Below are 26996 nucleotides of genomic sequence, written 5' to 3'. Positions count from 1 at the left end.
CAAGCGCTTCGAGCGCTCGGGCGGAGCGGCGAGCGGCGCGGGCTGAGGATGGCTGGAGATCGGAAGACGAAGGGCCGGGCGGCGATCCGCCGGTCCTTTTTCGTCGGGTCGATATCGTGAAGCTAGCGAAGTCGGGGGAGGTGCCTCCGCACGCCGCGGGGGAGCGTTTCGCGCGCGGCGCGTCGGGGGAGGCGGGCGCGCTGTTCGGAGAGGTCCCTCCCAGCTACCGCCCCTCCCTCACGCGGGGCCCCGCCTCCCCCGAAGAGGGGGGAGGCAAGGTGCGTCTGCCGCGACGAGGGAGCGAAGGCTCCCGACAGGAAGGAGGGCTCCGGCGGCGAGGCTCACCCGCCGCCCGGGTCGGTATCCTTGTCAGTGCCGCCGCCCTTCGGCCCCATGCCCGGATGGCCCTCGGTCTTCTCGTTCGGGTCCATCACCGCATCGGGTGCGGAATTCGCGGGCTTCTTCGTGTCCGGCGTCTTGTCCGCCGGCTTGTCGTGATCGCTCATTCGCCCTCCTCGCGCTCGGCCTTGTAATGCCCGGAAGCGACGGTCTCGTCGGCCTGCGGGCCGCGCGACGCCTTCTGGTCGGAATGCCCGCCCGACGAACCGCCGGGCGTCGGCGGAGCGCGGCCGGGCTCGCCGCCCTGCTTCCAGTCGGACTTGCGCTCGGGGTCGGACTTGCCGCCCGTGCCCATGTCGGTGATCGCCGACTGCTCGGCGGTGTGGCCGCCGCCGCCGGCCGCGGGCTCGCCGCTGCTGCCGACCTGATCGTCCGGCTTGCGGGTGACGGTCTGCGAGGCCTCGTCCGTGTCGCGGGCCATCAGCGCTTGCCGTCGTCGTGGCCGACCGGCGCGGTGGCACGGTCGATCGCCTCGGAGGCGGAGGCGCCCGGCTGACCCTCGCCGCGGATCGCCCGCAGGTTCTCGGCCGGCGTCTCGGCCTCGGTCTGGTCGGTCGCGTCCTCGCTCGGCATGCCCGAGGCGATCCGCGCGGTCTCGGCCTCGCCCGCCGGATCGCCCTTCAGATCGGCCTGGGTCCGGGCCGGGCTGCCGACGTCGAGAGGCGAATCCTGCCCGAGATCCTGCCCGTTGCGGTCCGCGTTCGCGGAAAACCCCTTCAGCGAGGGGCGGTCTGCGTCGTGCTCGGCCATGATGCGCCTTTCGGGCTGTCGATCCATCGTGTGGACCAACAACACCGACCGCAGGCAGCGGTTGCTTCCGACCGCCGGGCGCGATCGTCACGCGCCCCGCCCGCCACATGGCGCAACGCGGCGTCTTCGGCGTCGCGAGGGCGGCGGAACCGGTCGATCAGGCGGCCGTCTCGGGCTTGCGGGATTCCGGCGTGCCCGAGCGCATCAGCGTCACGAACCGCTCGAACAGGTAGTGGCTGTCGCGCGGGCCCGGCGAGGCTTCCGGGTGGTGCTGCACCGAGAAGGCAGGCCGGTCGGTGAGCGTCAGACCGCAATTCGAGCCGTCGAACAGCGAGACGTGGGTCTCGACCGCGGTCTCCGGCAGGCTCGCCGGATCGACGGCGAAGCCGTGGTTCATCGAGACGATCTCGACCTTGCCGGTGGTCTTGTCCTTGACCGGATGGTTCGCGCCGTGATGGCCCTGGCCCATCTTCACCGTGCGGCCGCCGAGCGCGAGCCCCATCAGCTGATGGCCGAGGCAGATGCCGAAGGTCGGCACCTTCTCGGCGAGCAGCTCGCGGATCACCGGGACGGCGTACTCGCCGGTTGCCGCCGGGTCGCCGGGGCCGTTCGAGAGGAAGACGCCGTCGGGCTTCAACGCTAGGATGTCGGCCGCGCTGGTGGTGGCCGGCACGACCGTGACCGAGCAGCCGGCCTCGGCCAGCAGCCGCAGGATGTTGCGCTTCACCCCGTAATCGATCGCAACGACGCGCAGGCCCTCGCCCGGAACGCCGCGGCCGTAGCCGGCCTTCACGGTCCAGGTCGATTCGCTCCAGTCGGAGCGCTCGCGGCTGGTGACCGGGGGCACGAGGTCGAGGCCTTCCATCGGCGCCAGCGCGGCGGCGCGCGCCTTCAGCGCCTCGCGGTCGAAGTTGCCCTGGGGGTCGTTGGCGATCACCGCGTTCGGCATGCCGTGGTCGCGGATGCGGGCGGTCAGCGCGCGGGTGTCGATCCCGGTGATGCCGAGGATGCCGCGGGCCTTCAGCCACGCATCGAGGTGGGACGACGAGCGCCAGCTCGACGGCTGCGTCACGGCCGAGGCGATCACTGTGCCGCGCACGCCCGAGGCCGGGGCCGCGTCGAGGCTCTCGAGGTCCTCGTCGTTGGTGCCGGTGTTGCCGATATGCGGGAAGGTGAAGGTGACGATCTGCCCGGCATAGGACGGATCCGTCAGGATCTCCTGGTAGCCGGTCATCGCGGTGTTGAAGCAGACCTCGCCGTCGGCGATCCCGGTCTGGCCGATGCCGAAGCCTTCGAGGATGGTGCCGTCGGCCAGAACCAGCAGGGCGGTTGCGACGGGCTCGGCCCAGGGGGCGGGGGCGGGGCGCGCCTGAGCGGCGGCGCCGTCTTTCGGCGCGGAAGCGCTGTCTTGCAGCATCGGCGTGATCTCGCTTATGTCCGGCCTCGACCGGCGCCGTCGAGACGGCGCGAGCGGGCGGCTGATGATCGTGTGCCGCGGTCTTATCGAGCCCGCGGCGATGGGGTCAATGTGGGGCCGCGTCGAAGGCGGCTCAATCACTGCAAACCGCAGGCCAGCCACCCGTTTCTGCACAACAAGGACAACATCGATGCTGCGCGTCCGCCTCACCACCGAGATGAAGGAAGCCATGAAGGCCGGCGAGAAGGCCAAGCTCGCCACGATCCGCATGATCCAGGCGGCGCTGAAGGACAAGGACATCGAGGCGCGCGGGCTCGGCAAGGAGCCGGCGACCGACGACGAGATCTTGGCGCTTCTGCAGAAGATGATCAAGCAGCGCGCCGAATCGGCCTCCGTCTACGAGCAGGGCGGTCGGCCGGAGCTCGCCGAGAACGAGCGCGCCGAGATCGCGATCATCGAGGGCTACCTGCCCCGGCAGATGGACGAGGCCGAGACCAAGGCCGCCGTCGACGCCGCAATCGCCGAGGCGGGCGCCGCCGGCCCGAAGGACATGGGCAAGGTGATCGCCGTGCTGAAGGGCGCCTATGCCGGCCGCATGGATTTCGCGAAGGCGAGCGGGCTGGTGAAGGCGGCGCTGAACGCCAAGGCGTGAGGGCACCTCAGGCACGGAGGTCCATTCTGCGCGCTTCCGCGTTGGCGCGCAGCCCCGCGTCGACGCGGCGAGTCGTTACGATCGAAGGGTCGATCCGGCGCGTCGGCCGGCCGCCTGGATCGGGCGATTCGACCCGGAGGACTCGTTAGGACCGAAAGCGCTATACTCGGCGGCCAACGACATTCGAGTCCCGCATCTCCGTGCGCTACCCGCCCCACATCCTCGAAGAGATCCGCAACCGGCTTCCCGCCTCCGACGTGGTCGGCCGGCGGGTCAAGCTGAACAAGGCCGGGCGCGAGTGGCGTGGGCTGTCGCCGTTCAACGCCGAGAAGACGCCGTCCTTCTACGTCAACGACCAGAAGCAGTTCTACCACTGCTTCTCGTCCGGCAAGCACGGCGACATCTTCAGCTTCCTGATCGAGACCGAAGGGCTGAGCTTCCCGGAAGCCGTCGAGCGGCTCGCCGCCGACGCCGGCGTGACGTTGCCGGCTCCCACCGCCGACACCCGCGAGATGGAGACCAAGCGCCGCGGCGCGATCGAGGTGATGGAGCTGGCCACCGCGTGGTTCGAGGAGCGGCTGGCCTCGCCCGCGGGGGCGGCCGCCCGCGCCTACCTCGACCGGCGCGAGCTCGGCCCCGAGATCCGCAGGAGCTTCCGCCTCGGCTACGCGCCGGCCGACCGCTACGGCCTGCGCGACCACTTGGCGGGCAAGGACGTCGACAAGGCGCTGATGGGCGAGCTCGGCCTGCTGGTGACCGGCGACGACATCGCCGTTCCCTACGACCGGTTCCGCGACCGCATCATCTTCCCGATCGCCGACGTGCGCGGCCGGGTGATCGCCTTCGGCGGCCGGGCGATGCAGGCGGACGCCAAGGCGAAGTACCTGAACTCGCCCGAGACGCCGCTCTTCCACAAGGGGCAGGTGCTGTACAACCTGAACCGGGCGCGGAAGGCCGCCCACGATCGCGGCACGATCATCGCTGTCGAGGGCTACGTCGACGTCATCGCGATGACGATGGCGGGCCATGCCAACACCGTCGCTCCGCTCGGCACCGCGCTGACGGAGGAGCAATTGGCGTTGCTGTGGCGGCATGCCGACGAGCCCGTGCTGTGCTTCGACGGCGACGGCGCTGGGCAGCGCGCCGCCTTCCGCGCCCTCGACGTGGCGCTGCCGATGCTGGAGCCGGGCCGGTCGCTGCGATTCGCGATGCTGCCGGAGGGCCAGGACCCGGACGACCTGCTGCGCTCGGGCGGCTCGGACGCGATCGACAAGGTGGTCGAGGCGGCCAAGCCCCTGGTGGAGATGCTGTGGAGCCGCGCCGTCGAGACCGGCTCGACCGACACGCCCGAGCGCCGGGCGGGCCTGGCCAAGACGCTGCGCGGCCTCGTCGCCGGCATCCGCGACGAGACGGTGCGGGGCTACTACCGCGACGAGATCGAGGAGCGGTTGCGCGGGCTCTCGCCGCGCGGCGCGACGCAGCAGCGCGGCGCCTACCAGCCGGGCGGTCGGCCGAATGCCTACGTCCGCAAGCCGCGTCCCGGCGATCCGCCGCCCTCGCCGCGGCTGACGGCCGGGCCGAGCGCGGGCCTCGCCCGCTCGAACGGCTTCTCCGGCAGCGGCGGCTCGCGCGAGGCGATGATCGTGGCGAGCCTCCTCGTGCATCCCGAGCTGCTCGGGCTCGAAGCCGAGGATCTCGCCGCCCTCGATCTCGAGGACGCGGATGCGGTGGCCTTACGCTCGGTTCTGCTCGACCGCGCCGCCGACGCGGCGGACCCGGACGTGGCGGTGGTCGAGAATCGGCTGGCGCGGGCCGGTCTCGAGGCGGCGAGCGCGCGGCTGGCGGCACGGGTGCGCCCGGGCGACCGCTGGGCCCTCGATCCGCACGCCGATCTCGTCAAGCTGGAGGACGCTTTGCGGCAGGCCGTGATCTTGCACCGCAAGGCCGGCGCGCTAAATAGCGAACTCCGACAGGCGGAACGTGCGCTCGTCGAAGAAGAAACAGAGGCGAACTTCGCTTGGCTGTGCGACGTCAAGGAGCGCTTGGCGGTGATCGCGGGAGCGGAGACCGAGGCGGACCTGCAGGACACGAACGACTCGACTGTGTCGTAGGGCCTGTGCGATGGCGGAATACGACACGCCTTCGCGGCATGGTTAACAATCGGTCAAGCGTCTCGCTTGCATACCGAACTCGAGAATACGACGCGGTCGAAGCGGTTCGCCCGGGTCTCACACGCATTGCGGCGCCGACGGCGCGGCGTGGCCGAAAGGCCCCCGCATCGTGGCGCGCCGAAACAATAGGCTGATCATGGCGACGAAGGCAACGGAACGGGACGAGACGGACACCGCTCCGGCAGAGCAGACCGATGGGCCGCTCCTCGACCTGACGGATGCTTCGGTCAAGCGGATGGTGAAGCTCGCCAAGAAGCGCGGCTACATCACCTACGAGGAGGTCAACGAGGTCCTCCCCGAGGGGCAGTCCGACCCCGACCAGCTCGAGGACGTCCTGTCCCAGCTCTCCGAGATGGGCATCAACGTCGTCGAGGCCGAGGAGACCGACGAGGCTGCCGCCGACAAGCCGGCCAACGGCGAGGCGTCGGACGACGAGGAGAGCGCCGAGGGCACGGAGGTGGCCGAGGTCGCCCCGACGCGCGCCGTCGCCGTCGTCACCGCGACCAAGGAGCCGACCGACCGCACCGACGATCCGGTGCGGATGTACCTGCGCGAGATGGGCTCGGTCGAGCTGCTGTCGCGCGAGGGCGAGATCGCCATCGCCAAGCGGATCGAGGCAGGGCGCGAGGCGATGATCGCCGGCCTGTGCGAGAGCCCGCTGACCTTCCAGGCGATCATCATCTGGCGCGACGAGCTCGTCGACGGCAAGGTGCTGCTGCGCGACATCATCGATCTCGAAGCGACCTATGCCGGCCCCGACGGCAAGAACCCGCAGATCGCGGAAGCGGCCGCCGAAGGCGAGGATGCCGAGCCGGAAGCGCCGACGCCCGAGGGCGGCGACGACGACGACGACATGGAGAACAACGTCTCGCTCGCGGCGATGGAAGCCGAGATCAAGCCGCGCGTGCTCGAGACGTTCGACGCGATCGCCAACAACTACCGCAAGCTGCGCAAGCTCCAGAACGAGGAGACCGAGCGCAAGGCGAACAGCGAGAAGACCACGCCGGCCCAGGAGAAGAAGCAGGCCGAGTTCAAGGACACCGTCGTCGCCGACGTGAAGTCGCTGTCGCTGAACAACAACCGCATCGAGGCCCTGGTCGAGCAGCTGTACGACATCAACAAGCGCCTCATCTCGCATGAGGGCCGGCTGATGCGCTACGCCGAGAGCCACGGCGTCGCCCGCGACGAGTTCCTGCGCCACTACCAGGGCTGGGAGCTCGACCCGAACTGGATGACCCGCGTCGGGACGCTCGGCGGCAAGGGCTGGAAGAACCTCGTCGAGAAGGGCTCGAAGCAGGTCTCGGACCTGCGTGAGCAGATCCTGACGCTCGCCTCCGAGACGGGCCTGGAGATCGGCGAGTACCGCAAGATCGTCAACATGGTCCAGAAGGGCGAGCGCGAAGCCCGCCAAGCCAAGAAGGAGATGATCGAGGCCAACCTCCGCCTCGTGATCTCGATCGCCAAGAAGTACACCAACCGCGGCCTGCAGTTCCTGGACCTGATCCAGGAGGGCAACATCGGCCTGATGAAGGCGGTCGACAAGTTCGAGTACCGCCGCGGCTACAAGTTCTCGACCTACGCCACCTGGTGGATCCGCCAGGCGATCACCCGCTCGATCGCCGACCAGGCGCGCACCATCCGCATCCCGGTGCACATGATCGAGACGATCAACAAGATCGTCCGCACCTCGCGCCAGATGCTGCACGAGATCGGGCGGGAGCCGACCCCGGAGGAGCTGGCCGAGAAGCTGGCCATGCCGCTCGAGAAAGTCCGAAAAGTCCTGAAGATCGCCAAGGAGCCGATCTCCCTCGAGACGCCCATCGGCGACGAGGAGGACAGCCACCTCGGCGACTTCATCGAGGACAAGAACGTCGTCCTGCCGATCGACGCGGCGATCCAGAGCAACCTCCGCGAGACCACGACGCGCGTCCTCGCCTCGTTGACCCCGCGCGAGGAGCGGGTGCTCCGCATGCGCTTCGGCATCGGCATGAACACCGACCACACCCTCGAGGAAGTCGGCCAGCAGTTCTCGGTGACCCGCGAGCGCATCCGTCAGATTGAGGCGAAGGCCCTGCGTAAGCTGAAGCATCCGAGCCGGAGCCGGAAGCTGCGGAGCTTCCTGGACAACTGAGCGTCGGATACGCCATTCTCGAATTCGCCGAATGCGATCGTCGGATCGCGCCGTGCTCGCGGCGCGATCTCGCGTTCCAGGCGGCGAAGGGATGATGGTCTTCGATCCGGATCGATCTCGCCATCGTCAGCCGGAACCTTGCTTTGGCGGTTCGTGAACCCACCTTGGCCGTATGCTTGAGCGTCGCCAGCATCCACCCGTGCCGCCGACCGCCGCAGCCGACGGCTCGGAGGCGGACGACGTGCCGTTCGGCGCGCTGCAGGATTGCGTCGCGATCCGCGACTGGCTGCTGAGCGAAGGCGCCCGCCTGCCCGAGCCCGACGACCTGATCGCGGGCTTCGCCGAGCGCCTCAACGCGGTCGGCGTTCCGGTGGACCGGACCTCGACGGCGATCGATACGCTGCACTCGGAATATTCCGGCATCGGCCGCATCTGGACGCGCGAGTCCGGCACGACGGTGCGCCTGTTCCCGCACGGCGAAGCCTCCGAGCGCGCCTACGCGGCGAGCCCGTTCCGCAAGGTGCACGAGGACGGCGAATGGCTGATCCTCGACCTCGCCGAGACGCCGGACGACGCCTACTCGGTGATCCCCGACCTGAGGGCCGCCGGCTACCGCCACTACATCGTGGTGCCGCTGTTCTTCACCAACGGCACGCATAACGGCATCACCTTCGCCACCCGCGACCCGGACGGATTCCGCGACGAGGACGTGGCGATCCTGCGCTTCATCATGCCGGCCCTGGCCGCGGTGATGGAGATGCGGATCGTCACCAAGCAACTTGACACGGTGCTGCGCATCTACGTCGGCGACGAGCCGCACCGCGCCATCCTGTCGGGCGACATCCGCCGCGGGCAGGTGAAGCGCATCCGCTCGGCGATCCTGTTCGCCGACATGCGCGACTACACTCGCATCTCGGCGAACATGACGCCGGAAGAGGCGGTCGACCTGCTCAACATCTTCTTCGACTGTCTCGTGCCGCCGATCGAGCGGGAGGGCGGCGAGGTGCTGAAGTATCTCGGCGACGGCCTGCTCGCCATCTTCCGCGAGCCGGGTGACGACCTCGGCGGCGCCGCCAAGGGGGCGCTGACGGCGGCACAAAGTGCGCTCGCGGCGCTGGAGGAGGCCAACACCCTCCACCAATTCACAGTGCCGATGATGGCCGGCATCGCGCTCCATCACGGCGAGGCGGCCTACGGCAACGTCGGCTCGGGCACGCGCCTCGACTTCACGGTCATCGGCCGCGACGTGAACATGGCGAGCCGCATCGCCCGGCTCAACAAGACGCTCGGCGAGCCGCTGCTGATGTCGAAGCCCTTCGTCGACTTCCTGTGGGGCGATCCGGTGCCGCTCGGCGAGCACGTGCTCGACGGGTTCGCCGAGCCGATGATGGTCTATCGCCCGCGCCCGAAGCCGCACCGCGGCCAGGGCTGAGGCGGGCCTCAGCCCCGCAGCGTCATCGTCCCGCCGGCGATGCTGAAGTCGCGCACGCGCTTCAGGAACGACATGCCGAGGAGGTTCGTGCCGAGGCGTCCGCTCGGGACGATCACGGCCTCGACGTCGCGCACGGTGACGGGCCCGATCCGGATCGTGCCGATCCGCACCGGCGCGACGCGGATCGTCCCGTTGGCGGTCATCACCGGGCGCGTGAAGTCCCGCGGCCCGACGACGATGCCGAGGCGGGCGGCATCCTCTTCCGCGAAGCTGCACGTCGTGGCCCCGGTGTCGACCATCATGCGCAGCGATCGCCCGTCGACCAGCGCGTCGGCGAGGAAGTGGCCGTTGCGGTCGGCGCCGAGCGCGATCGCCGTCGGCGCGGACGCAACCAGTTGCACCGTCGGCACCGGTGGGGCCGCGGCCTTGCGGCTGGTCAGGCGGTTGCCGATGCCGCCGAGCACCCCCGCAACGAGGCCGGCCGCGAGGCAGAGCATCAGGATCGTCCGCATCGCCTACCTTCGCCCCCGCCGATCGAGGACGCTTAGACGAGCACGACGCCGGTGAACGATGCGTGGCGGCGTGCCCGCCGCCGGACGGAACCGCACGGCCATCTGCCGACAGGGTTTCCGGTCCGTCTCGGCGCGACGACGAATCGCGCGCATCCGCAGGAGGGGATCGGCCCGCGGGGTTGACCGAGGCGGCCGGCGGGACCACATCTGCGGTGTTCCAGGGAGATCCCCGGCAAGGGGCTGAGAAACCGCTGGCAGGCTCGTGAGGGCCCGCGGCGCGGAAATCCTTCGAACCTGATCCGGTTCACACCGGCGTAGGGATTGGACCGTGGGCGCCGTCTTCGACGACGGGGTGCCCCAGCTTCTCAGATGAAGCGTCAGGCCCGGTCTCTGCGACAGCACGCGGAGGATCACTTGGGTCGTCATTCGGGTCGTCACGCAGCATCACCGATCGGGACGCGCCGGACGAGCGGCAGCGCCCGGCCAACCGTCCCGCTGCCGGCGCGTGCCGACGTCGCGATCGTCGGCGGCGGCCTGATCGGACTGTCGATCGCCTGGCGGCTGGCGCAGGCCGGGCGGTCCGTCGTCGTGGTCGAGCGGGAGACCATCGGCTCCGGCGCGAGCCTCGCCGCCACGGGCATGCTGGCGCCGGCGGCTGAGCACGAGCCCGGCTCCGACCCGCTGCTGCCGCTGGCGCTTGATTCGCTCCGGCGCTGGCCGGGGTTTCGCGCCGAGCTCGAAGCGGCGTCCGGCCTCGACATCGACTACCGCGAGGACGGGACGCTGGTGCTGGCCATCGGGCGCGACGAGGTCGAGCGCCTGCGCTTCCGCTTCGACCTGCAGCGCCGCTCGGGCGTCGTCGCCGAGTGGATCGCGGGTGCCGACGTGCGTCGCCGCGAGCCGGCCCTCCGCCCCTCGGTCACCGCGGGCGTGTTCTGCCCGCTCGATCACCAGGTCGACCCGAGCCGGGTGATGGCGGCGCTCGTCGAGGCGTGCCGCGCCGCCGGCGTGGCGCTCGTCGAGAACAGCCCGGTCGTCGCCCTCGAACGCACGGGCGGCCGCGTCGCGGGCCTGCGCACCGCCGACGGCGTGGTGCTGGCCGAGACCGTGGTGCTCGCCGCCGGCGCCTGGAGCGGCGAGGGCGGCCTGCTGCCGCAAAGCCTCGCCCTGCCCGTGCGCCCGCTGAAGGGACAGTCGCTGGCGCTGAAGACCACGGCCCGCACCGGCACGCTCTCCCACATGGTCTGGACCGAGCAGGTCCACATGGCGCCGAAGAGCGACGGCCACATCGTCGTCGGCGCGACGGTCGAGGATTGCGGCTTCCGCCCCGGCGTCACCGCCGGCGGGCTCTATGCCCTGCTCGAAGGCGCGCGCCGGGTGCTGCCCGGCATCGAGGAGATGGAGGTCGAGGCCGTCTGGAGCGGGTTCCGCCCGACCTCGGACGACGACGCGCCGATCCTCGGTGAGATCGCCCCCGGCCTGGTGGTCGCCACCGGTCACCATCGCAACGGCTACCTGCTCGCCCCGGTGACCGCCGACGCGATCGCCGCCCTCGTCACGACGGGCGCGATGCCGGCGGTCGCGCAGGACTTCTCGCTGGCGCGGTTCGCGCCGGGCGCCGAGCTGAGGGCGTCGGCATGAAGCTGACGGTGAACGGACAGGCTCGCGAGATCGAGGCCGCCGACGTCGCCGCCCTGTTCGCGCAGGCGGCGGAGGAGACCGGCAGCTCCGATCCGCAGGGCGTCGCCATCGCGCTCAACGGCCGCGTCGTCCGCCGCCGCGACTGGGACACCACACCGATCTCCGAGGGCGACCGCATCGAGATCGTACGCGCCATGCAGGGAGGCTAGAGAATGGTCGACACGCCCACACCCCTCCGACCGGAGGCCGACGACCCGTTCGTGATCGCCGGCGTCACGCTGGGCTCGCGCCTGTTCATCGGCACCGCGGGCTACCCGACGCAGGTGATCATGCGCGATGCGGTCGCGGCCTCCGGGGCCGAGGTCGCCACCGCCTCGATCCGCCGGGTCTCGCTGCAGGGCCACGGCTCGGACACCGTGAAGATCCTGAAAGGACGCCGCTTCCTGCCGAACACCGCCGGCTGCGAGACCGCCCGCGACGCGATCATGACCGCCGAGCTGGCCCGCGAGGCGCTTGCCACCAACTGGATCAAGGTCGAGGTGATCGGCGACCGCGAGACCCTGTACCCGGACGTCGCCGAGCTGATCGAGGCCTGCCGCCACCTCGTCGACGACGGCTTCGTCGTGCTGCCCTACTGCAACGACGACCCGATCGTCTGCCAGCGGCTCGCCGACATCGGCTGCGCCGCGGTGATGCCGATGGGCTCGCTGATCGGCTCCGGCATGGGCATCGCCAATCCGGCCAACCTCGAGTTGATCTGCCGCCGCATGAGCGTACCGGTGATCGTGGATGCCGGCATCGGCACGGCCTCCGACGCGGTGATCGCGATGGAGCTGGGCGCCGACGCCTGCCTGATCAACACCGCGGTGGCGAAGGCCGACGATCCCGTCCGCATGGCGCGCGCGATGCGCAACGCCGTGCAGGCGGGCCGCGATGCCTACCGCGCCGGCCGAATCCCGCGCCGCGGCCGGGCCGAGCCGTCGAGCCCGCAGCTCGGCCTTGTCGGCTCGTAGCCTGCCGTCGCCGCTCCTTGCGGTGACTGACCGGCACGGGCCCCGCCCCCTGGGCGAAACCATCGCCGCCGTGCTCGACGGCGGGTGCCGGTGGGTCTGGTTTCGCGACAGGGATCTGCCACCGCCCGAGCGCCGGGTGCTGGCGGAGCACATCGCGGAACGCGTCCGCGAGGCCGGCGGCGTGCTCTCGATCGGCGGCGATCTCGAGCTTGCCGCGGCCCTCGGCGCGAGCGTCCATCTCGGCGGCGGCGCGGATCGTGCCGCCATCGCCGATGCCAGGCGCCGCCTCGGCACCTCGGCGCTCGTCGGCGTCTCGGCGCACGGCCTGCGCGATGTCGGGGCGGCGGAAGACGCGGATTACGTGACCCTGAGCCCGATCTTCGCCACGGCGAGCAAGCCCGGCTACGGTCCCGCCCTCGGCCTCGGCGCCATCGCAACGGCCGCGCGGATCGGAATCCCGGTCGTGGCGCTGGGTGGCATCGGCGTCGCCACTGCCGCCGCGTGTCGCCGAGCGGGCGCGGCGGGCGTGGCCGTGATGGGCGGCCTGATGCGGGTCGACGACCCTTCCGCCGAAGCTCGGGCGCTGTTGCGCGCCTGGGAAGCGGCCTCGGATGGGCCACCGTGAGCCTTAAGCAGGATCAGAATTCGACGCTCGCCGATTCAGCCTCGTCTCCACCCTCGATCTCATCCTGAGGTGCCGCGTCGGCGACCTCGAAGGGGGGCTCGAGAAATCGCGCGCGCGCTGCAGGGCTCCTTCGAGGCCTCCGCTTCGCTGCGGCACCTCAGGGTGAGGCTCACGGTTGGAGGATGTCCGGCGTGAGAAACTACTTCGCTGCGGCAGGCCCGTAGGGCGGGCGCGGGATCGCCCGATGCGCGGCGCGGAGCGCCGCCGACCAGCGCTCGCGCAGGTCGTGGAAGTAGCCCTCGCCGGCCTCGATCCGATGATTCACCTCGAGGTCGAGGGCGTTGCGGCGCGCCAGCGCGATGTCGATCGGCAGGCCGACGCCGAGATTCGAGCGCATGGTCGAATCCATCGAGACGAGTCCGACCTTGAGCGCGTCGTAGAGCTCGGTCTCGAACTTCACCGCCCGGTCGAGGATCGGCTTGCCGTACTTGTGCTCGCCGATCTGCAGGAACGGTGCATCGGTGCTGCACTCGATGAAGTTGCCGGCCGAGTAGATCAGGAACAGCCGCATCGGCTCGCTGCCGATCTGGCCGCCGAACAGCAGCGAGACCGAGAAGCGCAGGCTCGCCGCCTCGAAGCCCGCCTTCTCGATCGCGCGCACGTGGCGGATCGCGCGGCCGACGAGCTGGGCCGCCTCGAACATCGTCGTCGTCTCGACGAGCTTCAGCTTGGCCTCGCCGTTGTCGCCGGGCACGCCCTCGGAGAGCAGGCTCAGGACCGATTGCGTCACCGACAGGTTGCCGGCCGAGGCCAGCATCATCACCCGCTCGCCCGGCACGTTGAAGTGATGGAGCTTGCGATAGGTCGAGATGTCGTCGAGCCCCGCATTGGTGCGGGTGTCGGCGATCATCACCAGGCCTTCCTCGACGAGGACGCCGACGCAGTAAGTCATGGGATCAGGCTTTTCGAAGAGGCGCGGAGCGTCAGGATTGCGGTGCCGCCTGGGCTTGCTCCACCCGGAGCTTCACGTCCAGCGTTTCGGTGCCGCCGCCGGTGCGACTGCCGCGAATCGGGGCAGCCCCGAGGTAGTCGAGCCCGGATGCGACGCGGATATAGGCTTCCGTGGTGGCGTCGCCGGTGGTCGGATCGAAGCCGACCCAGCCGAGATCCGGCACCAGCGCCTCGGCCCAGCCGTGCGGCGTCTCCTGCTCGGCGTCGCTCCCCTCCGGGCGGTGGTAGCCGGAGACGTAGCGCGCCGGGATCGCCCGGTGGCGGGCGGCGGCGATGAAGACGTGGGCGAAGTCCTGACATACGCCGGCCCCGGCCTCGAAGGCCTTCGGCGAGGGCACGGCGGCGCTCGCGGGGCCTGGCGTGTAGGCCATGTGCGCGTGCACCGCGGCCATCAGCCGGTGCAGGAAGGGGAGGGCGGCCGGGTCTCCGGCGCTGGCGACCGCGTCGGACAGCGCCTGGATCTCCGGGCTCGGCAGCACGAGGTCGGTGTCGCGCAGGTAGAACGTCTCGGGCAGGCGCTCGACGGCGCCGCGGACGATGCCGTGGGTCTCGTGGGTGTCGACCTCGCCGGTGACGCGAATCACCAGCGCGTCGGAGGCCTGGTCCGGCGTGAACCAGTGGACGACGTTGCCGTAGCCATCCTCGCGCTCGGTGAGCCGTCCGTCGACCGAAGGCTCGATCCGCCAGCGCCGGACGTACTGCCCGTCATGGTCGCGCGGCGTCATCCGCAGGACCTGGATCAGCCCGCGTGCCGGTTGCTCGTAGCTGTAGATGGTCTCGTGGACCACGCGAATGCGCATGCGTCGATTCTGCCCGTCCTGGCTCCGCCGGTCTCGGCGACACGGCGCCCGCGATGGACGCCGCGGCGCCCGGAGTCACACGTTTTACACGACGTTCCGACGGAGCGCGCAACCGCGGAAGCGGAACTGCGCTATTCCGCTGCGGCTTAAGCCTCAGCCGAGATACTGCTCGGCGATGGCGGCGCCGACCTTGTTGTTCTCGCCGATGAAGGCGATCACGAACTCATGCAGGCCGGACGCGAAGACCCGGTCGATCTCCTCGCTTTCCAGCCGTGCGAGCAGGTTGCTCGCCAAGCGCTGGCTGGCGCCGCGGCGTCCGTAGGCGTCGGCGATCAGGTCGAGATGCTCGACGAGGACGCCGTAGCAGTTGGCGAAGGAGCGCGGCATCTGCCGGTTGAGGATCAGGAGGTCGGCGACCAGCAACGGCTTGACGCTCTCGCGATACACCCAGTGATAGGCGTTGAAGGCCGAGACTTCGCGCAGGATCGTCGTCCACTGAAAGTAGTCGAGGCTGCCGCCGATCTTCTCGGTGTCCGGCAGCAGGATCTTGTACTTCACGTCGAGGATGCGGGCGGTGTTGTCGGCCCGCTCGATCGCGGTGCCGAGGCGCGTGAACCAGTAGGTGTCGTTGCGCAGCATCGTCCGGTAGGCCGAGCCGTCGAAGGTCAGCGAGATGCCCTTCACCCAATCGAGGAAGCGCGTGAACGCGTCGCGGTCGAGGTCTTTCTTCTCGTAGGACCGCAGCTCGAGCCAGGCGCCGTTGATCGTGTCCCACATCTCGGTGGTGAGCGCGGTGCGCACGCTGCGCGCGTTCTCGCGGGCGCTCTCGATGCAGGAGCGGATCGAGGACGGGTTGTGCGGGCTGAAGGCGAGGAAGTCGCACACCGTCGCGGCGTTCACGCCGTCGTAGTGCGGCTTGAACACCTCCGGATCGCCGGCCGAGGCGAGGGCCGAGGCCCACTCGTTGGTCTCGCCCCCGCCGTAGCTCGTCGGCAGCGAGGCCAGGCGATGCGCCGCATCGAGGATGCGGGCGACGAACTCCGCCCGTTCGACGTAGCGCGAGAGCCAGTAGAGGTTGTCGGCAGTCCTGGAGAGCATGGCTGTTTCGCTGGGGTCTCTTCGGCTTCGGCCCGGGGGCGTCCACCGCTGGGCGGTTCTCGGTGAAAGCAGGCGTCACGCCATCACGCGTCGAGAACCCAGGTGTCCTTCGTACCGCCCCCTTGGCTGGAATTCACCACCAAAGATCCTTCCTTCAGCGCCACGCGGGTGAGACCGCCCGGCACGATGCGGATCTCGTCGGCGCCGCACAGCACGAAGGGGCGCAGGTCGACGTGGCGCGGGGCCACCCCGGAGGCGACGAAGGTCGGGCAGGTGGAGAGCGACAGCGTCGGCTGGGCGATGAAGCCGTCCGGGGCGTGGCGCAGGCGCTTGGCGAATTCCTCGATCTCGCGCTTGGTCGCGTGCGGCCCGACGAGCATGCCGTAGCCGCCCGAGCCGTTGACCTCCTTGACCACCAGCTCGGACAGGTTGTCCATCACGTAGGAGAAGGCCTCCTTCTCGCGGCAGCGATAGGTCGGCACGTTGTGCAGGATCGGCTCCTCGCCGGTGAAGAACTTCACGATCTCCGGCATGTAGCTGTAGACCGCCTTGTCGTCGGCGATGCCGGTGCCGACCGCGTTGGCGAGCGTCACGCTGCCGCGCTCGTAGGCGTTCATGATGCCCGGCACGCCGAGCATCGAATCCGGCCGGAACACCAGCGGATCGAGGAAGTCGTCGTCGAGGCGGCGGTAGATCACGTCGACCCGGCGCGGGCCTTCGGTGGTCCGCATGTAGACCACGTCGTCCTTGGTGAAGAGGTCGCCCGCCTCGACCAGCTCGACGCCGAGCTTGTCGGCCAGGAACGAGTGCTCGTAGAACGCCGAGTTGTAGCGCCCGGGCGTCAGCAGCACGACGGTCGGGTCGCGGGTCGCTGTCGCCGGCGCGAGGCTGCGGAGCGTCGCCAGCAGCGCGTCCGGATAGTTCTCGACCGGCGCGACGCGGTGGCGGGAGAACAGGTCCGGGAACAGCCGCAGCATCACTTCGCGATTCTCGAGCATGTACGACACGCCGGACGGGATGCGGGCGTTGTCCTCGAGCACGAAGAAGTCGTTCTCGCCGGTGCGGACGATGTCGATCCCCGCGATGTGCACGTAGAGGTCGTGCGGCACCCGGAACGACCGCATCTCCATGCGGTAATGCGCGTTCTTGTAGACGAGGTCGGCCGGGATGATGCCGGCCTTGATGCATTCCTGCGCGCCGTAGATGTCCTTCAGGAACATGTTGATCGCGGTGACGCGCTGCTTCAGCCCGCGCTCCAGGAAGCCCCATTCCGGCTTGGTGATCACCCGCGGGATGATGTCGAACGGGATCAGCCGCTCGGTCGATTCGTTGTCGCCGTAGACCGCGAAGGTGATGCCGATGCGCCGGAACAGCAGTTCGGCCTGGCTGCGGCGGGTGTTGAAGTGGTCGGCCGGCGTCGTGTCGAGCCAGTTCTTCAGCTGACCGTAGGCCTCGCGGACGTCGTCGGGACTCGTCGCGGCGCCTGCGAAGGCGGTCATCTCGTCGAAGGCCACGGCCGCCATTCAGTCTCTCCCAGATCCGTCACGCTAGAGGCAAGAGGCGCGCCACGCAAAGGGATTACGGCCTCGTTCGGGGCTCGTTCCAAACACGCGTCAGATGAGGCGCAGGCCTTTCAGGCTGGCATGGCCTGACCGGCCGAGGATGACGTGGTCGTGCACCACGATCTTCAGCGGGCTGAGCACGGCGATCACTTCGCGCGTCATCGTCACGTCGGCGGCCGAGGGCGCCGGATCGCCGGACGGGTGGTTGTGCGCCAGGATGATCGCGGTGGCCGAGAGCTCCAGCGACCGCCGCGCCACCTCGCGCGGGTAGACCGGCGTGTGGTCGACGGTCCCGCGCCCCTGGATCTCGTCGGCGATGAGGTGGTTGCGCTTGTCGAGGAACAGCACCCGGAACTCCTCGCGGGTGGCGAAGGCCATGGTGGCGCGCAGGTACTCGATGAGCTCGGCCCAGGAGGAAAGCAGCGCGCGCTGGGCGATCGCGCCGCGCGCCAGCCGGCGGCCCGCCGCCTCCATCAACTTGAGGTCGGCGACCACGCCGGCGCTGACGCCCTCGACCTCGGCGAGCCGGGCCGGATCGGCGCTCAGCACCTCGGCGAAGCTGCCGAAGCGGCGGATCAGCGCCTTGGCCAGCGGCTTCACGTCCCGCCGTGGGATCGCGCGGAACAGGGCAAGCTCGAGCATCTCGTAGTCGGGCAGGGCGTCGGCCCCCTGCTTGGCGAAGCGCTCGCGCAGGCGGTCGCGGTGGCCGAGATAGTGCGGCGGCTCCTCGGGCTTCGGCGCGACGGCCGGCCGCTCGGCGAACAATCCGCCCTCGGCCGCGTCGCCCGGGCCCGTCACGACCTCAAGCGCCCGGGTTGCCGGGCTGGTGCAGCCCCTTCGGCGAGACCGTGAAGATCTCGACGCCGGTCTCGGTGACGGCCACCGTGTGCTCGAACTGCGCCGACAGCGAGCGGTCGCGCGTCACCGCGGTCCAGCCGTCGGAGAGCACCTTCACCGCCGGCCGGCCGAGGTTGATCATCGGCTCGATGGTGAAGAACTGCCCCGGCCGCAGCGGCACGTCGTAGCTCGCCTCGACGTAGTGCAGGATGGTCGGCGCATCGTGGTAGCTCCGGCCGAGGCCGTGGCCGCAGAAGTCGCGCACCACCGAGCAGCGCTCGCCCTCGGCGTAGTCCTGGATCGCGCGGCCGATGTCGTTGGTCGATCCGCCGGGCTTCACCGCGGCGACGCCCCGCATCAGCGCCTCGTAGGTGATCTCGCACAGGCGCGCCGCCTTGCGCGGCACCTCGCCGACGAAGGCCATCCGGCTCGAATCGCCGTGCCATCCGTCGAGGATCAGGCACATGTCGAGGTTGACTATGTCGCCCTCGCGCAGCGGCTTGTCGTTGGGGATGCCGTGGCAGACCACGTGGTTGATCGAGGTGCAGATCGACTTCGGATAGCCGCGGTAGAGCAGCGAGGCCGGGTAGGCGCCGTGATCCATCGCGAACTCGTAGGCGAGCTTGTCGAGCGCCTCGGTGGTCACGCCCGGCTGCGTCGCCTCCATCAGCACGTCGAGGCCTTCCGCCGTCAGGCGTCCGGCGCGGCGCATGCCCGCGAACCCCTCCGGCCCGTGGATCGGTGCCTGGGGCACGCGCCGCGTCGCTTGGTCTTGCTGGGTCATCGAGGGGCTTGTCCGCGCCGGGTCGGTCTTCGAAGGCTTATGTACGGCGTGGCCGCCGAGGCGCCAAGTGACCGGCGTTCGCCCCCAGGCTTGCGCCGGACGAACGCACGGCGGCATAAGCGGGGCTCGGGCGACCCGGTGCGAGGGGTCCCAAGGCACAGGACGGCGCGATGGCTGACAGGGCGGTACCGCACTTCCACAACGAACTCGGCGTCGCGGTCATCCATGTCGGCTCGCGGGAGTTCATGTGCATCGGCGCATTGCCGCCGTTCGATCATCCGCACGTGTTCCTCGACATGGGCGCCGACAACGAGATCATCTGCCAGTATTGCTCGACGCTGTATCGCCACCGCGCCGACCTGAAGGCCGGCCATGCCGACCCGGCGGCATGCGTCTGGCACGATCAGAAGGCGGCGGCCGAATAGGGTCATGCCCCGAGACCCTCAGCCGCCGCTGACCGTCGCTATCGTCGGAGGCGGGATCGGCGGCCTGACCGCGGCGCTGGCGCTGAACGCCGCCGGCCATGCGGTGACGGTGGTCGAGCGCCGCACCGGCTTCAGCGAGGTCGGCGCCGGCCTCCAGCTCTCGCCGAACGCGAGCCGCGTGCTCGCCGATCTCGGGCTCGCGGCGGCGCTCCGGCGCGCCGGCTCCGAGCCGCCGGGCGTGACCGTCCGCGCCCTCGATTCGGGCCGGCGGATCGGGGCGGTGGCGCTGGGCGCCAAGGCCCGCGAGCAGTTCGGCGCGCCGTACTACGTCATCCACCGGGCCGACCTTCAGACTCTGCTCCTCGACGCGGTGCGCTCCCGCCCCGGCATCCGCCTGATGATGGGCCGTGCCGTCATGGGCCTCACCGAGACCGAGGACGCCGTCACTCTTGCCCTCGAAAGCGGCAACGGCACCCGCAACGACAGCCTCTCGGCCGAGCTGGTGATCGGGGCGGACGGCCTGCGCTCGCGCATCCGCGGCCACCTCGACCCACGCCCGCTCGCGACCGCCGGGATGGCGGCGTGGCGGGCGATCGTGCCGCGCGGGGCCGTGCCCGAGGCGCTGGCCGGCGAGGCGACCGGGCTGTGGCTCGGGCGCGGCCGGCACGTGGTCCACTACCCGATCCATGCCGGCCGAGACCTCAACGTCGTGGCGATCGTGCCCGAGCGGCAGGGCGACGAGGATTGGGGCCGGCTCGGGGATCCGGCGGTGCTGCGCGCGCATTTCCGCACCTGCGCGCCGGAGCTGCTCGAGCTGCTGACCGTGCCGGATTCCTGGCTGGTCTGGTCGCTCGCCGACCGCCCGGTGGCGCGGCCGATCGCGCGCGGCCGGGTCGCGCTGCTGGGCGATGCCGCCCACCCGGTGCTGCCGTTCCTGGCGCAGGGGGCGGCGCTGGCGATCGAGGACTGCTCGATCCTGACGCGGTGCCTCGCCGAGCATCCGGTCGCGGACGCGCTCGCGACCTACACCAAGGCGCGCCGGCGCCGCGTCCGCCGGGTGCGGCGCGCCGCCCGCGTCAACGGCCGGACCTATCATGCCGGCGGCCTCACCGCCTTCGTGCGCGACGCGGTGATGCGCCGCCTCGGGCCCGACGGCATGCGCGCGCGCTACGCCTGGCTCTACGGCTGGACGCCGAACGCTTGATCTCGCCGACGCCGGCGGCTACCGCTTCGGCACATCGAGGGGCCGCTTGCCGAAATTGGTAGACGGAAGGCACTTAAAATGCCTCGGGCTTCGCCCGTGTGGGTTCGAGTCCCACAGCGGCCACCACGCCCCGATCCTTGCCCGGCACCGGCCGTCCTGATACGCGAGCGGGATCATCTCCAGGGATTGCGGGGAAGGGTGCGACGCGCACGCTCCGCAGAACCGTACCGCGCAGGGTTCGCCGCGGGCAAGGCGCGTGCCTGCCCGTGCGGCCCTGTACCCGTCATCGGGCCGGGCGCGCTCCCGCGCCGGCCCCGCCGAACCTGATAGGATGCCTGCGATGGCCCGCGAATTCATCTACCACATGAAAGGCCTGACCAAGACCTACACCGGCGGGAAGAAGGTGTTGGACAACGTCAACTTGTCCTTCTACCCCGACGCCAAGATCGGCGTGCTGGGCATCAACGGCTCGGGCAAGTCGACCCTGCTGAAGATCATGGCCGGCATCGACACCGAGTGGACCGGCGAGGGCTTCGTCGCCCAGGGCGCCCGTGTCGGCTACCTGCCGCAGGAGCCGCAGCTCGATCCGACGAAGTCGGTCCGCGAGAACGTGATGGAGGGCGTCGCCGAGAAGCAGGCGCTGCTCGACCGCTACAACGAGCTCGCGATGAACTACTCCGACGAGACGGCGGACGAGATGACCCGCCTCCAGGACGAGATCGAATCGAAGAACCTGTGGGAGCTCGAATCCAAGGTCGACCAGGCCATGGAGGCTTTGGGCTGCCCGAGCGACGAGCAGCCGGTCGCCACGCTGTCGGGCGGCGAGCGCCGCCGCGTCGCGCTGTGCCGTCTGCTGCTGTGGGAGCCGGAGCTGCTGCTGCTCGATGAGCCGACCAACCACCTCGACGCCGAGACGGTGAACTGGCTCGAAGGCCACCTGAAGAACTATCCCGGCGCGATCCTGATCGTGACCCACGATCGCTACTTCCTCGACAACGTCACCAGCTGGATCCTCGAGCTCGATCGCAGCAAGGGCATCCCGTACGAGGGCAACTACTCGGCCTGGCTGGTGCAGAAGCAGAAACGCCTGCAGCAGGAGGGCCGCGAGGACATGGCTCGCCAGCGCTCGATCGCTCGCGAGCAGGAGTGGATCGCCGCCTCGCCGAAGGCGCGCCAGTCCAAGTCGAAGGCGCGCATCACGCGCTACGAGGAACTGGTCGCCAAGCAGAACAACAAGGTCGATGCCGCGGCCCAGATCGTGATCCCGATCGACGAGCGGCTCGGCAACAACGTCATCGAGTTCGACCACCTCAACAAGGCCTTCGGGGACCGGCTGCTGATCGAGGACCTGTCGTTCAAGCTGCCGCCGGGCGGCATCGTCGGCGTCATCGGCCCGAACGGCGCCGGCAAGACGACGCTGTTCAAGATGATCACCGGCCAGGAGAAGCCCGACGGCGGCGCGATCTCGGTCGGCGAGACCGTGCATCTCGGCTACGTCGACCAGTCGCGCGATGCGCTCGATCCCAACGCCACGGTCTGGCAGGAGGTCTCGGGCGGCAACGACATCATCTATTTCAACAAGCGCGAGATCAATTCGCGGGCCTACTGCGCGGCCTTCGCCTTCAAGGGCGGCGATCAGCAGAAGAAGGTCGGCACGCTGTCTGGCGGCGAGCGCAACCGCGTGCACCTCGCGCGAACGCTGAAGGGCGGCGCCAACGTGCTGCTCCTCGACGAGCCGACCAACGATCTCGACATGGAGACGCTGCGGGCGCTCGAGGACGCGCTGGAGGATTATGCCGGCTGCGCGGTGATCATCAGCCACGATCGCTGGTTCCTGAACCGGATCGCGACCCACATCCTCGCCTTCGAGGGCGACAGCCACGTCGAGTGGTTCGAGGGCAACTTCTCCGACTACGAGGCCGACAAGATGCGCCGCCTCGGTGCCGATTCGCTGATGCCGAAGAAGATCAAGTACAAGAAGTTCTCTCGCTGAGGCCGGTTTCCCTCCCCCTTCTGCGGGGGAGGGTGGCCCGCGAAGCGGGTCGGGTGAGGGGGCAACGCTTCCGGAGAGGCCGATCCCCTCTCCCGACCCTCGCTGACGCGAGGCCCACCCTCCCCCGCAGAGGGGGAGGGGATCATGCGGCGGACGATCAGTAAAATCCTAGAAGTACGACTTCAGCGTTCCGCGACGGCGCACGTCGAGCGTCGCGCAGTGGAACGAGCCGCCGAACGGGCCGTAGCTCAGGAACGGCGCCGGGATCGGATCGAAGCCCCAATCTTTGAGCGCCTTGATCAGCGTCGGCTGGCTCTGGTCGACGACGATCTTCTTCTCGTCGATGGCGAGCACGTTGATCGAGGTCCAGGGCGAGCACATCGAGATCTTGCTCATGAAGCCCTCGACCGGGTCGGGACGCGGGGCGACCAGCACGTCCCACTTTTTCAGCACCGCCGGCAGCTTCTCGACGTCGATGTAGTCCGGGTTGACCAGCACCTTGCCGGGCGCGAGCGGCATGAACGACGAATCTATGTGCATCGGCTGCGGGCAGCGGCTCTCGATCTCGTGGACGCGGAAGCCGGACCCGAGGTGGCGCCGCAGCCACTCGATGCCCATGAGGTTGGTGACGTTCGAGCGGGTGACGAAGATGTCGCGGCCGCAGCGGACGAAGTCGGCGGCGTCGAAGACCGGCTCGAACTCGTTGACCGTGAACTGCATCGGCTCGCCGGCCTTCAGGTTCGGCACGCGATAATCGTAGTTGTAGAGCTCGTCCGTCAGCTGCGGCCGCGGTGCCGAGGTCCAGCGCGCGCCGTTGCGGAAATACTCCTTGAACAGCGAGCGGTAGGCGTCGCCCTCGAAGTAGCGCGAGCGCCAGCACATCGGGCTTTCGATGATCTCGTCGCCGATCACCAGGTACGGGTCGCGCGGGCAGGCGACGCAGAAGCCGCGGGACGACCAGCGCGGGGCGCGGTACTTCTTCGAGAAGTCGATGCTGTCCGGGCGGCGGATCTTCACGCCCTCGCCAGCTAGGATGCCGATGAAGTTGTCGAGCTCCTTCTGCGCGAGCTTCTTCATGAAGGCCGGATACCGGAAGCCCGAGGCGAAGCGGTAGAACGGCTGCGCCGCGCGCGGCAGGTTGAAGATCACGGTCAGGTGGTGCGTCGGGATTGTGGCGCCGTCGAGCGAGCCGACGATCACCTCCTCCAGCGGGTCCCACTCGTTCCAGGCCATCACCGGCGAGTGCGGCGCCGGCACGCCCGGGTCGCCGCGGACGAAGCCGTCGGTACGGGCGTCGTCGAGCACGGCCTCTCCGGCCGAGTGGGAAGCGTCGCGGTCCATGGTGATCCCTTCGTGATACGCTGCGCGGGCGGTCTGCTCGGGGCGAAACCCCTGGTGCCGCTTTGGTCCGCACTGTGTCTATCGGGTGATAGACATTGCCGATCGTTGCTGCAACTTGAGCCTTACTCCTCGTCCGCAGCGATCTTTTTCGGTCGAAATCGCGGCGAGAATCCAGCATCAAGCCACCCCCGAGCTTGAAAGAGGATCATGAAGCGTCTGACGACCCTGGCCTTGATCGCCGGCCTCTGCACGGTCGTCGGCCTGTTCCTGTCTTCCGGTCTCGAGGATGTGGCGGCGGCGGTGGTGAGTGCCGGCTGGGGCGCGCTGGCGGTGGTCGCCGCGCGCGCGGTCGCCGTCGCCTGGGCCGGCCTCGGCTGGTTCGTGATCTTCCCCGTCGCCGGCCGCCCGAGCCTGGCCGCCTGCATCAACCTGCGCTTCGTGCGCGAGGGCATCAATACGCTGCTGCCGGTCGCGACGGTGGGCGGCGACTTCATCGGCGCGCGCCTTCTGGCCAAGCGCGGCATCGCCGGGGGCCTGGCCGGCGCCAGCATGTTCGTCGACATGATGACGCAGGCGCTGACCCAGCTGCTCTTCACCGTCGCCGGCCTCGGGCTCCTGATCTGGCTCGCGGGCGACGGGCCGATCGTGCGCACCGTCGCCGGCGGCCTCGCCATCGCCGCCCCCGCCATCGGCGCATTCTACCTGATCCAGCGCCGCGCCGGGCACCGCCTGATCCAGGGGATCGTCGACCGCTTCGCCTCGGGCCGCGAATGGCAGGCGCTCGGCGCCGTCGACGTGCTCTACGACAACCTGCGACGCCTCTACGGTGCGCCCCTGCGCATCGTCTCGGGCATCGGCGTGCACCTCGTCGGCTGGGTCATCGGCTCGCTCGAGGTCTACGTCTGCCTGCACTTCATGGGCTATCCGGTGAGCTTCGCCGAGGCGATCGTGATCGAGAGCCTGGCCCAGGCCGTGCGCGGCGCCGCCTTCGCGGTCCCCGGCGCGCTCGGCGCGCAGGAGGGCGGGCTGATCGCGCTCTGCGCCCTGTTCGGCATCCCGGCCGAGGCGGCGCTCGCCCTGTCCCTGGTCAAGCGCCTGGCCGACCTCCTCGTCGGCGTTCCCGGCCTGTGGCTCTGGCACACGCAGGAGGGCCGCCTGCGCCGCGAGGCGAGCGAGCCCGGGGCCTCCGCGCAGGAGGAGGGCCGGACCACCTTTCGCCGGGTCGGGGCCGTCCCCGCACCCGCGACGCTCGGACCGTTCTACAGCTATGCACCCCCCCGCGGGCAGAGCGCCCACATCGAGGACACCGCGGTGCCGGAGTTGAAGAAGTGCGCCTGATGCGCCGGTTGATCCTCGCGCTGGCGCTCGTCGCCGGCACCGTTCCGGCCTTCGCCGCCGACGACCCGGCGGTCGCGGTGGTCGACGGGCTCTACGCCCGCTTCGACGCCGCCGTGAAGAACGGGGCCGGCACCCTCAAGGACCGCATCGACGCGGTCGGCCCGACCCTGGAGCGGTCCTTCGACTACCCGGCGATGGTCCGCCTGGCGATCGGCGCCAAGTGGGCGGAGTTCTCGCCCGAGCAGCAGGGCGCGATCACCGAAGCGTTCCGCCGCAACTTCGTTGTGACCTACGCCAACCGCCTCGCACGGGCGGCGGGCGCGAAGTTCGAGGTGACGCGCAAGAGCGAGGCGAGCGGAACGAACCAGCGCGTCCTCACCCACGTCACCACCCCGGACGGGGACGATTCGCAGATCGACTTCGTCGTGAATTCCGACAACCGCATCCAGGACGTCCTGCTCAACGGCAACGTCAGCGAGGTCGCGGGTCAGCGGGCGAGCCTCGGCCAGCCGCTCAAGGTCGGCGGCGCCGACGCGGTGCTGAAATTCCTGCGCGAACGCACCGACGGCATGCTGAACGCCAAACCGGCGCCTTGAACGGCCTGCACAGAGCTTTCGTGCCGCACGCCGCGGCCCATCGATCCCACGCACCTTGCGACCGAGCGACGTTCCCATGGACCTGACCTGGCTCTCGCCGATCCTTCTGGTCCCCGCGCTCGCGGGTTGCCTGTACGCGCTCACCGCGGCGTTCCTCGCCGGGCGGTGCTCCGCGAGGGTGGCGCCCGCCTTCGCCGACGATGCGGCGCGGCCCTCGGTGACGGTGCTGAAGCCCCTCTGCGGCCTCGAGCCGAACCTGTTCGAGAACCTGCGGACCTTCTGCGCCCAGGACTATGCCGGCGCGGTGCAGATCGTGTTCGGCGTGCAGAGCGCCGGCGACCCGGCGATCGGCGTCGTGCGGCGCATCGAGGCGGCCTTCCCGCAGCTCAGCATCGACCTCGTCGTCGACGCGCGCCAGCACGGCTCGAACCGCAAGGTCTCGAACCTGATCAACATGTCGGAGGTGATTCGGCACGAGGTGGTGGTGCTCGCCGACAGCGACATGGTGGTGCGCCCCGACTATCTCGAGCGCGTCGTGGCCGAGCTGTCCGCCCCCGGCGTGACCGGGGTGACCTGCCTGTACCACGGCGTTCCCGGCGACCGGGGCGTGTTCGCGCAGCTCTCGGCGCTCGCCATCGACGTGCAGTTCCTGCCCAACGTCGTGATGGGCACGGCGCTCGGCCTCGCCAAGCCGTGCTTCGGCTCGACCATCGCCTTCACCGCCGCGTCGCTGGCGAAGATCGGCGGGTTCGCCACCTTCAAGGACGACCTCGCCGACGACTATGCCATCGGCGAGGCGCTGCGCGGGCTCGGCGGCCGGGTCGCGATCCCGAACTTCACCATCGGGCATACCTGCGTCGACACCGCGATCACGGGCCTGTGGAGCCACGAGCTGCGCTGGAACCGCACCATCCGCAACGTCGACCCGGCCGGCTATGCCGGCTCGATCGTCACCCACGCCTTCCCGATCGCGCTGATCGCCGCGCTGATGCCGGAGGCCGGCGCGACCGCGCTCGGCGTCGCGGCTCTGGCACTCGCCTGCCGCATCATCCTGTCGATGCGGCTGGAGCGTGCCTTCGGGATCGGCCCCCATCCGTACTGGCTGTTGCCGATCCGCGACATCCTCTCGTTCGCGAACTTCTCATGGAGCTTCGTATCGGGGGCGGTGACATGGAAAGGTCACGATTATCGCGTCGTTGCGGATGGAACGCTTATTCCGGAGGGCAATCTCGGCCAGGATGCTGAGTCGCCCACCGTCTGACCT

At 69.8% G+C, this 26996-nt stretch carries 26 protein-coding genes, 1 tRNA gene and 1 riboswitch; of the genes, 15 read left to right on the top strand and 12 right to left on the bottom strand.

Going from position 1 to position 26996, the window contains the following annotated elements; translation table 11 throughout:
* Window positions 1–341: 341 nt before the first annotated feature.
* From MKK64_RS11250 to carA, 4 genes are all read right to left on the bottom strand, one after another.
* On the bottom strand, window positions 342–506 hold the full coding sequence (locus MKK64_RS11250) for a hypothetical protein (protein ID WP_243934751.1): 165 nt from the start codon (window positions 504–506) through the stop codon (window positions 342–344).
* Window positions 503–820 (bottom strand): hypothetical protein, encoded by a 318-nt coding sequence (locus MKK64_RS11245; protein WP_147728666.1) that lies wholly within the window; start codon window positions 818–820, stop codon window positions 503–505. The genes MKK64_RS11250 and MKK64_RS11245 overlap by 4 nt, the downstream gene beginning before the upstream one ends.
* Entirely contained in the window at window positions 820–1149 is a 330-nt protein-coding gene (locus tag MKK64_RS11240; RefSeq protein ID WP_147728665.1) for a hypothetical protein, read from the bottom strand. Before MKK64_RS11240 ends, MKK64_RS11245 begins: the two co-directional genes overlap by 1 nt.
* A 157-nt stretch (window positions 1150–1306) precedes the next feature.
* Window positions 1307–2566, bottom strand: a complete 1260-nt coding sequence (carA, locus tag MKK64_RS11235; RefSeq protein WP_147862853.1) for a glutamine-hydrolyzing carbamoyl-phosphate synthase small subunit — start codon at window positions 2564–2566, stop codon at window positions 1307–1309.
* Between the two features lie 190 nt (window positions 2567–2756).
* Here carA and MKK64_RS11230 point away from each other — a divergent pair, with 190 nt between their 5' ends.
* The 4 genes from MKK64_RS11230 (at window position 2757) to MKK64_RS11215 (ending at window position 8952) form a co-directional block, all read left to right on the top strand.
* Window positions 2757–3218, top strand: coding sequence for a GatB/YqeY domain-containing protein (locus MKK64_RS11230; protein WP_243934749.1), 462 nt, complete (start codon window positions 2757–2759; stop codon window positions 3216–3218).
* 200 nt (window positions 3219–3418) lie between these two features.
* A complete protein-coding gene (gene dnaG / locus MKK64_RS11225; RefSeq protein ID WP_243934747.1) occupies window positions 3419–5329 on the top strand; it encodes a DNA primase in 1911 nt (636 codons plus the stop codon).
* 196 nt (window positions 5330–5525) lie between these two features.
* The gene (gene rpoD, locus MKK64_RS11220; RefSeq protein ID WP_147842138.1) at window positions 5526–7520 is read left to right on the top strand and encodes an RNA polymerase sigma factor RpoD; all 1995 of its coding nucleotides are present in this window, start codon (window positions 5526–5528) and stop codon (window positions 7518–7520) included.
* A gap of 172 nt (window positions 7521–7692) precedes the next feature.
* Complete coding sequence (locus MKK64_RS11215; RefSeq protein WP_147842139.1) at window positions 7693–8952, top strand: adenylate/guanylate cyclase domain-containing protein; 1260 nt, start codon at window positions 7693–7695, stop codon at window positions 8950–8952.
* 8 nt (window positions 8953–8960) lie between these two features.
* On the opposite strand, the gene MKK64_RS11210 is transcribed toward MKK64_RS11215, so the two are convergent.
* A complete protein-coding gene (locus tag MKK64_RS11210; RefSeq protein ID WP_243934744.1) occupies window positions 8961–9464 on the bottom strand; it encodes a TIGR02281 family clan AA aspartic protease in 504 nt (167 codons plus the stop codon).
* Between the two features lie 210 nt (window positions 9465–9674).
* A riboswitch (TPP riboswitch) is annotated at window positions 9675–9803 on the top strand.
* A gap of 75 nt (window positions 9804–9878) precedes the next feature.
* On the opposite strand from MKK64_RS11210, the gene thiO reads away from it, so the two are divergent.
* Genes thiO through MKK64_RS11190 form a run of 4 tightly spaced genes read left to right on the top strand, consistent with a single transcriptional unit; the run spans window position 9879 to window position 12743 of the window.
* Window positions 9879–11105, top strand: a complete 1227-nt coding sequence (thiO, locus tag MKK64_RS11205) for a glycine oxidase ThiO (RefSeq protein WP_279593139.1) — start codon at window positions 9879–9881, stop codon at window positions 11103–11105.
* Entirely contained in the window at window positions 11102–11314 is a 213-nt protein-coding gene (gene thiS, locus MKK64_RS11200; protein WP_243934737.1) for a sulfur carrier protein ThiS, read from the top strand. Before thiO ends, thiS begins: the two co-directional genes overlap by 4 nt.
* A 3-nt stretch (window positions 11315–11317) precedes the next feature.
* Window positions 11318–12118, top strand: a complete 801-nt coding sequence (locus MKK64_RS11195) for a thiazole synthase (RefSeq protein ID WP_243934735.1) — start codon at window positions 11318–11320, stop codon at window positions 12116–12118.
* 22 nt (window positions 12119–12140) lie between these two features.
* A complete protein-coding gene (locus MKK64_RS11190; protein ID WP_243934733.1) occupies window positions 12141–12743 on the top strand; it encodes a thiamine phosphate synthase in 603 nt (200 codons plus the stop codon).
* Window positions 12744–12942: 199 nt separating this feature from the next.
* On the opposite strand, the gene MKK64_RS11185 is transcribed toward MKK64_RS11190, so the two are convergent.
* The 6 genes from MKK64_RS11185 to map form a co-directional block, all read right to left on the bottom strand.
* A complete protein-coding gene (locus tag MKK64_RS11185) occupies window positions 12943–13695 on the bottom strand; it encodes a peptidase (RefSeq protein ID WP_147726286.1) in 753 nt (250 codons plus the stop codon).
* Between the two features lie 31 nt (window positions 13696–13726).
* On the bottom strand, window positions 13727–14554 hold the full coding sequence (locus MKK64_RS11180) for a transglutaminase family protein (RefSeq protein WP_243934731.1): 828 nt from the start codon (window positions 14552–14554) through the stop codon (window positions 13727–13729).
* Between the two features lie 153 nt (window positions 14555–14707).
* Window positions 14708–15652: an alpha-E domain-containing protein gene (locus MKK64_RS11175; RefSeq protein ID WP_147726288.1), complete on the bottom strand. Its 945-nt coding sequence runs from the start codon at window positions 15650–15652 to the stop codon at window positions 14708–14710.
* Window positions 15653–15735: 83 nt separating this feature from the next.
* Window positions 15736–17175 carry a circularly permuted type 2 ATP-grasp protein gene (locus MKK64_RS11170; RefSeq protein ID WP_147726289.1) on the bottom strand — a complete coding sequence of 480 codons (1440 nt, stop codon included), beginning with the start codon at window positions 17173–17175 and terminating at the stop codon, window positions 15736–15738.
* A 90-nt stretch (window positions 17176–17265) separates the two neighbouring features.
* On the bottom strand, window positions 17266–18012 hold the full coding sequence (gene radC, locus MKK64_RS11165; protein WP_409567932.1) for a RadC family protein: 747 nt from the start codon (window positions 18010–18012) through the stop codon (window positions 17266–17268).
* 4 nt (window positions 18013–18016) lie between these two features.
* Window positions 18017–18835 carry a type I methionyl aminopeptidase gene (map, locus tag MKK64_RS11160; protein ID WP_147726291.1) on the bottom strand — a complete coding sequence of 273 codons (819 nt, stop codon included), beginning with the start codon at window positions 18833–18835 and terminating at the stop codon, window positions 18017–18019.
* 170 nt (window positions 18836–19005) lie between these two features.
* Here map and MKK64_RS11155 point away from each other — a divergent pair, with 170 nt between their 5' ends.
* The 4 genes from MKK64_RS11155 to ettA all read left to right on the top strand — a co-directional run bounded on the left by MKK64_RS11155 (window position 19006) and on the right by ettA (window position 22457).
* A complete protein-coding gene (locus tag MKK64_RS11155; RefSeq protein ID WP_147726292.1) occupies window positions 19006–19260 on the top strand; it encodes a zinc-finger domain-containing protein in 255 nt (84 codons plus the stop codon).
* 4 nt (window positions 19261–19264) lie between these two features.
* Window positions 19265–20464, top strand: coding sequence for an FAD-dependent monooxygenase (locus MKK64_RS11150; protein WP_243934723.1), 1200 nt, complete (start codon window positions 19265–19267; stop codon window positions 20462–20464).
* Between the two features lie 40 nt (window positions 20465–20504).
* Window positions 20505–20590 (top strand) — tRNA-Leu (locus MKK64_RS11145).
* A 214-nt stretch (window positions 20591–20804) separates the two neighbouring features.
* Complete coding sequence (ettA, locus tag MKK64_RS11140; RefSeq protein ID WP_147728950.1) at window positions 20805–22457, top strand: energy-dependent translational throttle protein EttA; 1653 nt, start codon at window positions 20805–20807, stop codon at window positions 22455–22457.
* Window positions 22458–22625: 168 nt separating this feature from the next.
* On the opposite strand, the gene MKK64_RS11135 is transcribed toward ettA, so the two are convergent.
* Window positions 22626–23798 (bottom strand): amidinotransferase, encoded by a 1173-nt coding sequence (locus MKK64_RS11135; protein ID WP_147842102.1) that lies wholly within the window; start codon window positions 23796–23798, stop codon window positions 22626–22628.
* Between the two features lie 207 nt (window positions 23799–24005).
* On the opposite strand from MKK64_RS11135, the gene MKK64_RS11130 reads away from it, so the two are divergent.
* The 3 genes from MKK64_RS11130 to hpnI all read left to right on the top strand — a co-directional run bounded on the left by MKK64_RS11130 (window position 24006) and on the right by hpnI (window position 26993).
* Window positions 24006–25136, top strand: coding sequence for a flippase-like domain-containing protein (locus tag MKK64_RS11130; RefSeq protein WP_147842103.1), 1131 nt, complete (start codon window positions 24006–24008; stop codon window positions 25134–25136).
* Entirely contained in the window at window positions 25127–25732 is a 606-nt protein-coding gene (locus MKK64_RS11125; RefSeq protein ID WP_409567931.1) for a phospholipid-binding protein MlaC, read from the top strand. The genes MKK64_RS11130 and MKK64_RS11125 overlap by 10 nt, the downstream gene beginning before the upstream one ends.
* Before the next feature lie 76 nt (window positions 25733–25808).
* Entirely contained in the window at window positions 25809–26993 is a 1185-nt protein-coding gene (hpnI, locus tag MKK64_RS11120) for a bacteriohopanetetrol glucosamine biosynthesis glycosyltransferase HpnI (RefSeq protein ID WP_243934719.1), read from the top strand.
* Window positions 26994–26996: the final 3 nt, after the last annotated feature.

The sequence above is a fragment of the Methylobacterium sp. E-025 genome, from assembly GCF_022829705.1.
GTDB lineage: Bacteria > Pseudomonadota > Alphaproteobacteria > Rhizobiales > Beijerinckiaceae > Methylobacterium.
The sequence above is the reverse complement of the archived record's forward strand: the minus strand, read 5'-3'. Positions and strand labels throughout refer to the sequence as shown.

What these genes read in the sequence shown, in the direction of transcription:
- MKK64_RS11210 (WP_243934744.1), bottom strand. Translation starts at nt 9,464, where the DNA reads ATGCGGACGATCCTGATGCTCTGCCTCGCGGCCGGCCTCGTTGCGGGG.
- hpnI (WP_243934719.1), top strand. Translation starts at nt 25,809, where the DNA reads ATGGACCTGACCTGGCTCTCGCCGATCCTTCTGGTCCCCGCGCTCGCG.
- MKK64_RS11130 (WP_147842103.1), top strand. Translation starts at nt 24,006, where the DNA reads ATGAAGCGTCTGACGACCCTGGCCTTGATCGCCGGCCTCTGCACGGTC.
- carA (WP_147862853.1), bottom strand. Translation starts at nt 2,566, where the DNA reads ATGCTGCAAGACAGCGCTTCCGCGCCGAAAGACGGCGCCGCCGCTCAG.
- map (WP_147726291.1), bottom strand. Translation starts at nt 18,835, where the DNA reads ATGACCCAGCAAGACCAAGCGACGCGGCGCGTGCCCCAGGCACCGATC.
- rpoD (WP_147842138.1), top strand. Translation starts at nt 5,526, where the DNA reads ATGGCGACGAAGGCAACGGAACGGGACGAGACGGACACCGCTCCGGCA.
- MKK64_RS11240 (WP_147728665.1), bottom strand. Translation starts at nt 1,149, where the DNA reads ATGGCCGAGCACGACGCAGACCGCCCCTCGCTGAAGGGGTTTTCCGCG.
- MKK64_RS11185 (WP_147726286.1), bottom strand. Translation starts at nt 13,695, where the DNA reads ATGACTTACTGCGTCGGCGTCCTCGTCGAGGAAGGCCTGGTGATGATC.
- MKK64_RS11250 (WP_243934751.1), bottom strand. Translation starts at nt 506, where the DNA reads ATGAGCGATCACGACAAGCCGGCGGACAAGACGCCGGACACGAAGAAG.
- MKK64_RS11135 (WP_147842102.1), bottom strand. Translation starts at nt 23,798, where the DNA reads ATGGACCGCGACGCTTCCCACTCGGCCGGAGAGGCCGTGCTCGACGAC.
- MKK64_RS11195 (WP_243934735.1), top strand. Translation starts at nt 11,318, where the DNA reads ATGGTCGACACGCCCACACCCCTCCGACCGGAGGCCGACGACCCGTTC.
- MKK64_RS11170 (WP_147726289.1), bottom strand. Translation starts at nt 17,175, where the DNA reads ATGGCGGCCGTGGCCTTCGACGAGATGACCGCCTTCGCAGGCGCCGCG.
- MKK64_RS11245 (WP_147728666.1), bottom strand. Translation starts at nt 820, where the DNA reads ATGGCCCGCGACACGGACGAGGCCTCGCAGACCGTCACCCGCAAGCCG.
- MKK64_RS11215 (WP_147842139.1), top strand. Translation starts at nt 7,693, where the DNA reads ATGCTTGAGCGTCGCCAGCATCCACCCGTGCCGCCGACCGCCGCAGCC.
- MKK64_RS11155 (WP_147726292.1), top strand. Translation starts at nt 19,006, where the DNA reads ATGGCTGACAGGGCGGTACCGCACTTCCACAACGAACTCGGCGTCGCG.
- MKK64_RS11180 (WP_243934731.1), bottom strand. Translation starts at nt 14,554, where the DNA reads ATGCGCATTCGCGTGGTCCACGAGACCATCTACAGCTACGAGCAACCG.
- ettA (WP_147728950.1), top strand. Translation starts at nt 20,805, where the DNA reads ATGGCCCGCGAATTCATCTACCACATGAAAGGCCTGACCAAGACCTAC.
- MKK64_RS11175 (WP_147726288.1), bottom strand. Translation starts at nt 15,652, where the DNA reads ATGCTCTCCAGGACTGCCGACAACCTCTACTGGCTCTCGCGCTACGTC.
- MKK64_RS11230 (WP_243934749.1), top strand. Translation starts at nt 2,757, where the DNA reads ATGCTGCGCGTCCGCCTCACCACCGAGATGAAGGAAGCCATGAAGGCC.
- thiS (WP_243934737.1), top strand. Translation starts at nt 11,102, where the DNA reads ATGAAGCTGACGGTGAACGGACAGGCTCGCGAGATCGAGGCCGCCGAC.
- MKK64_RS11150 (WP_243934723.1), top strand. Translation starts at nt 19,265, where the DNA reads ATGCCCCGAGACCCTCAGCCGCCGCTGACCGTCGCTATCGTCGGAGGC.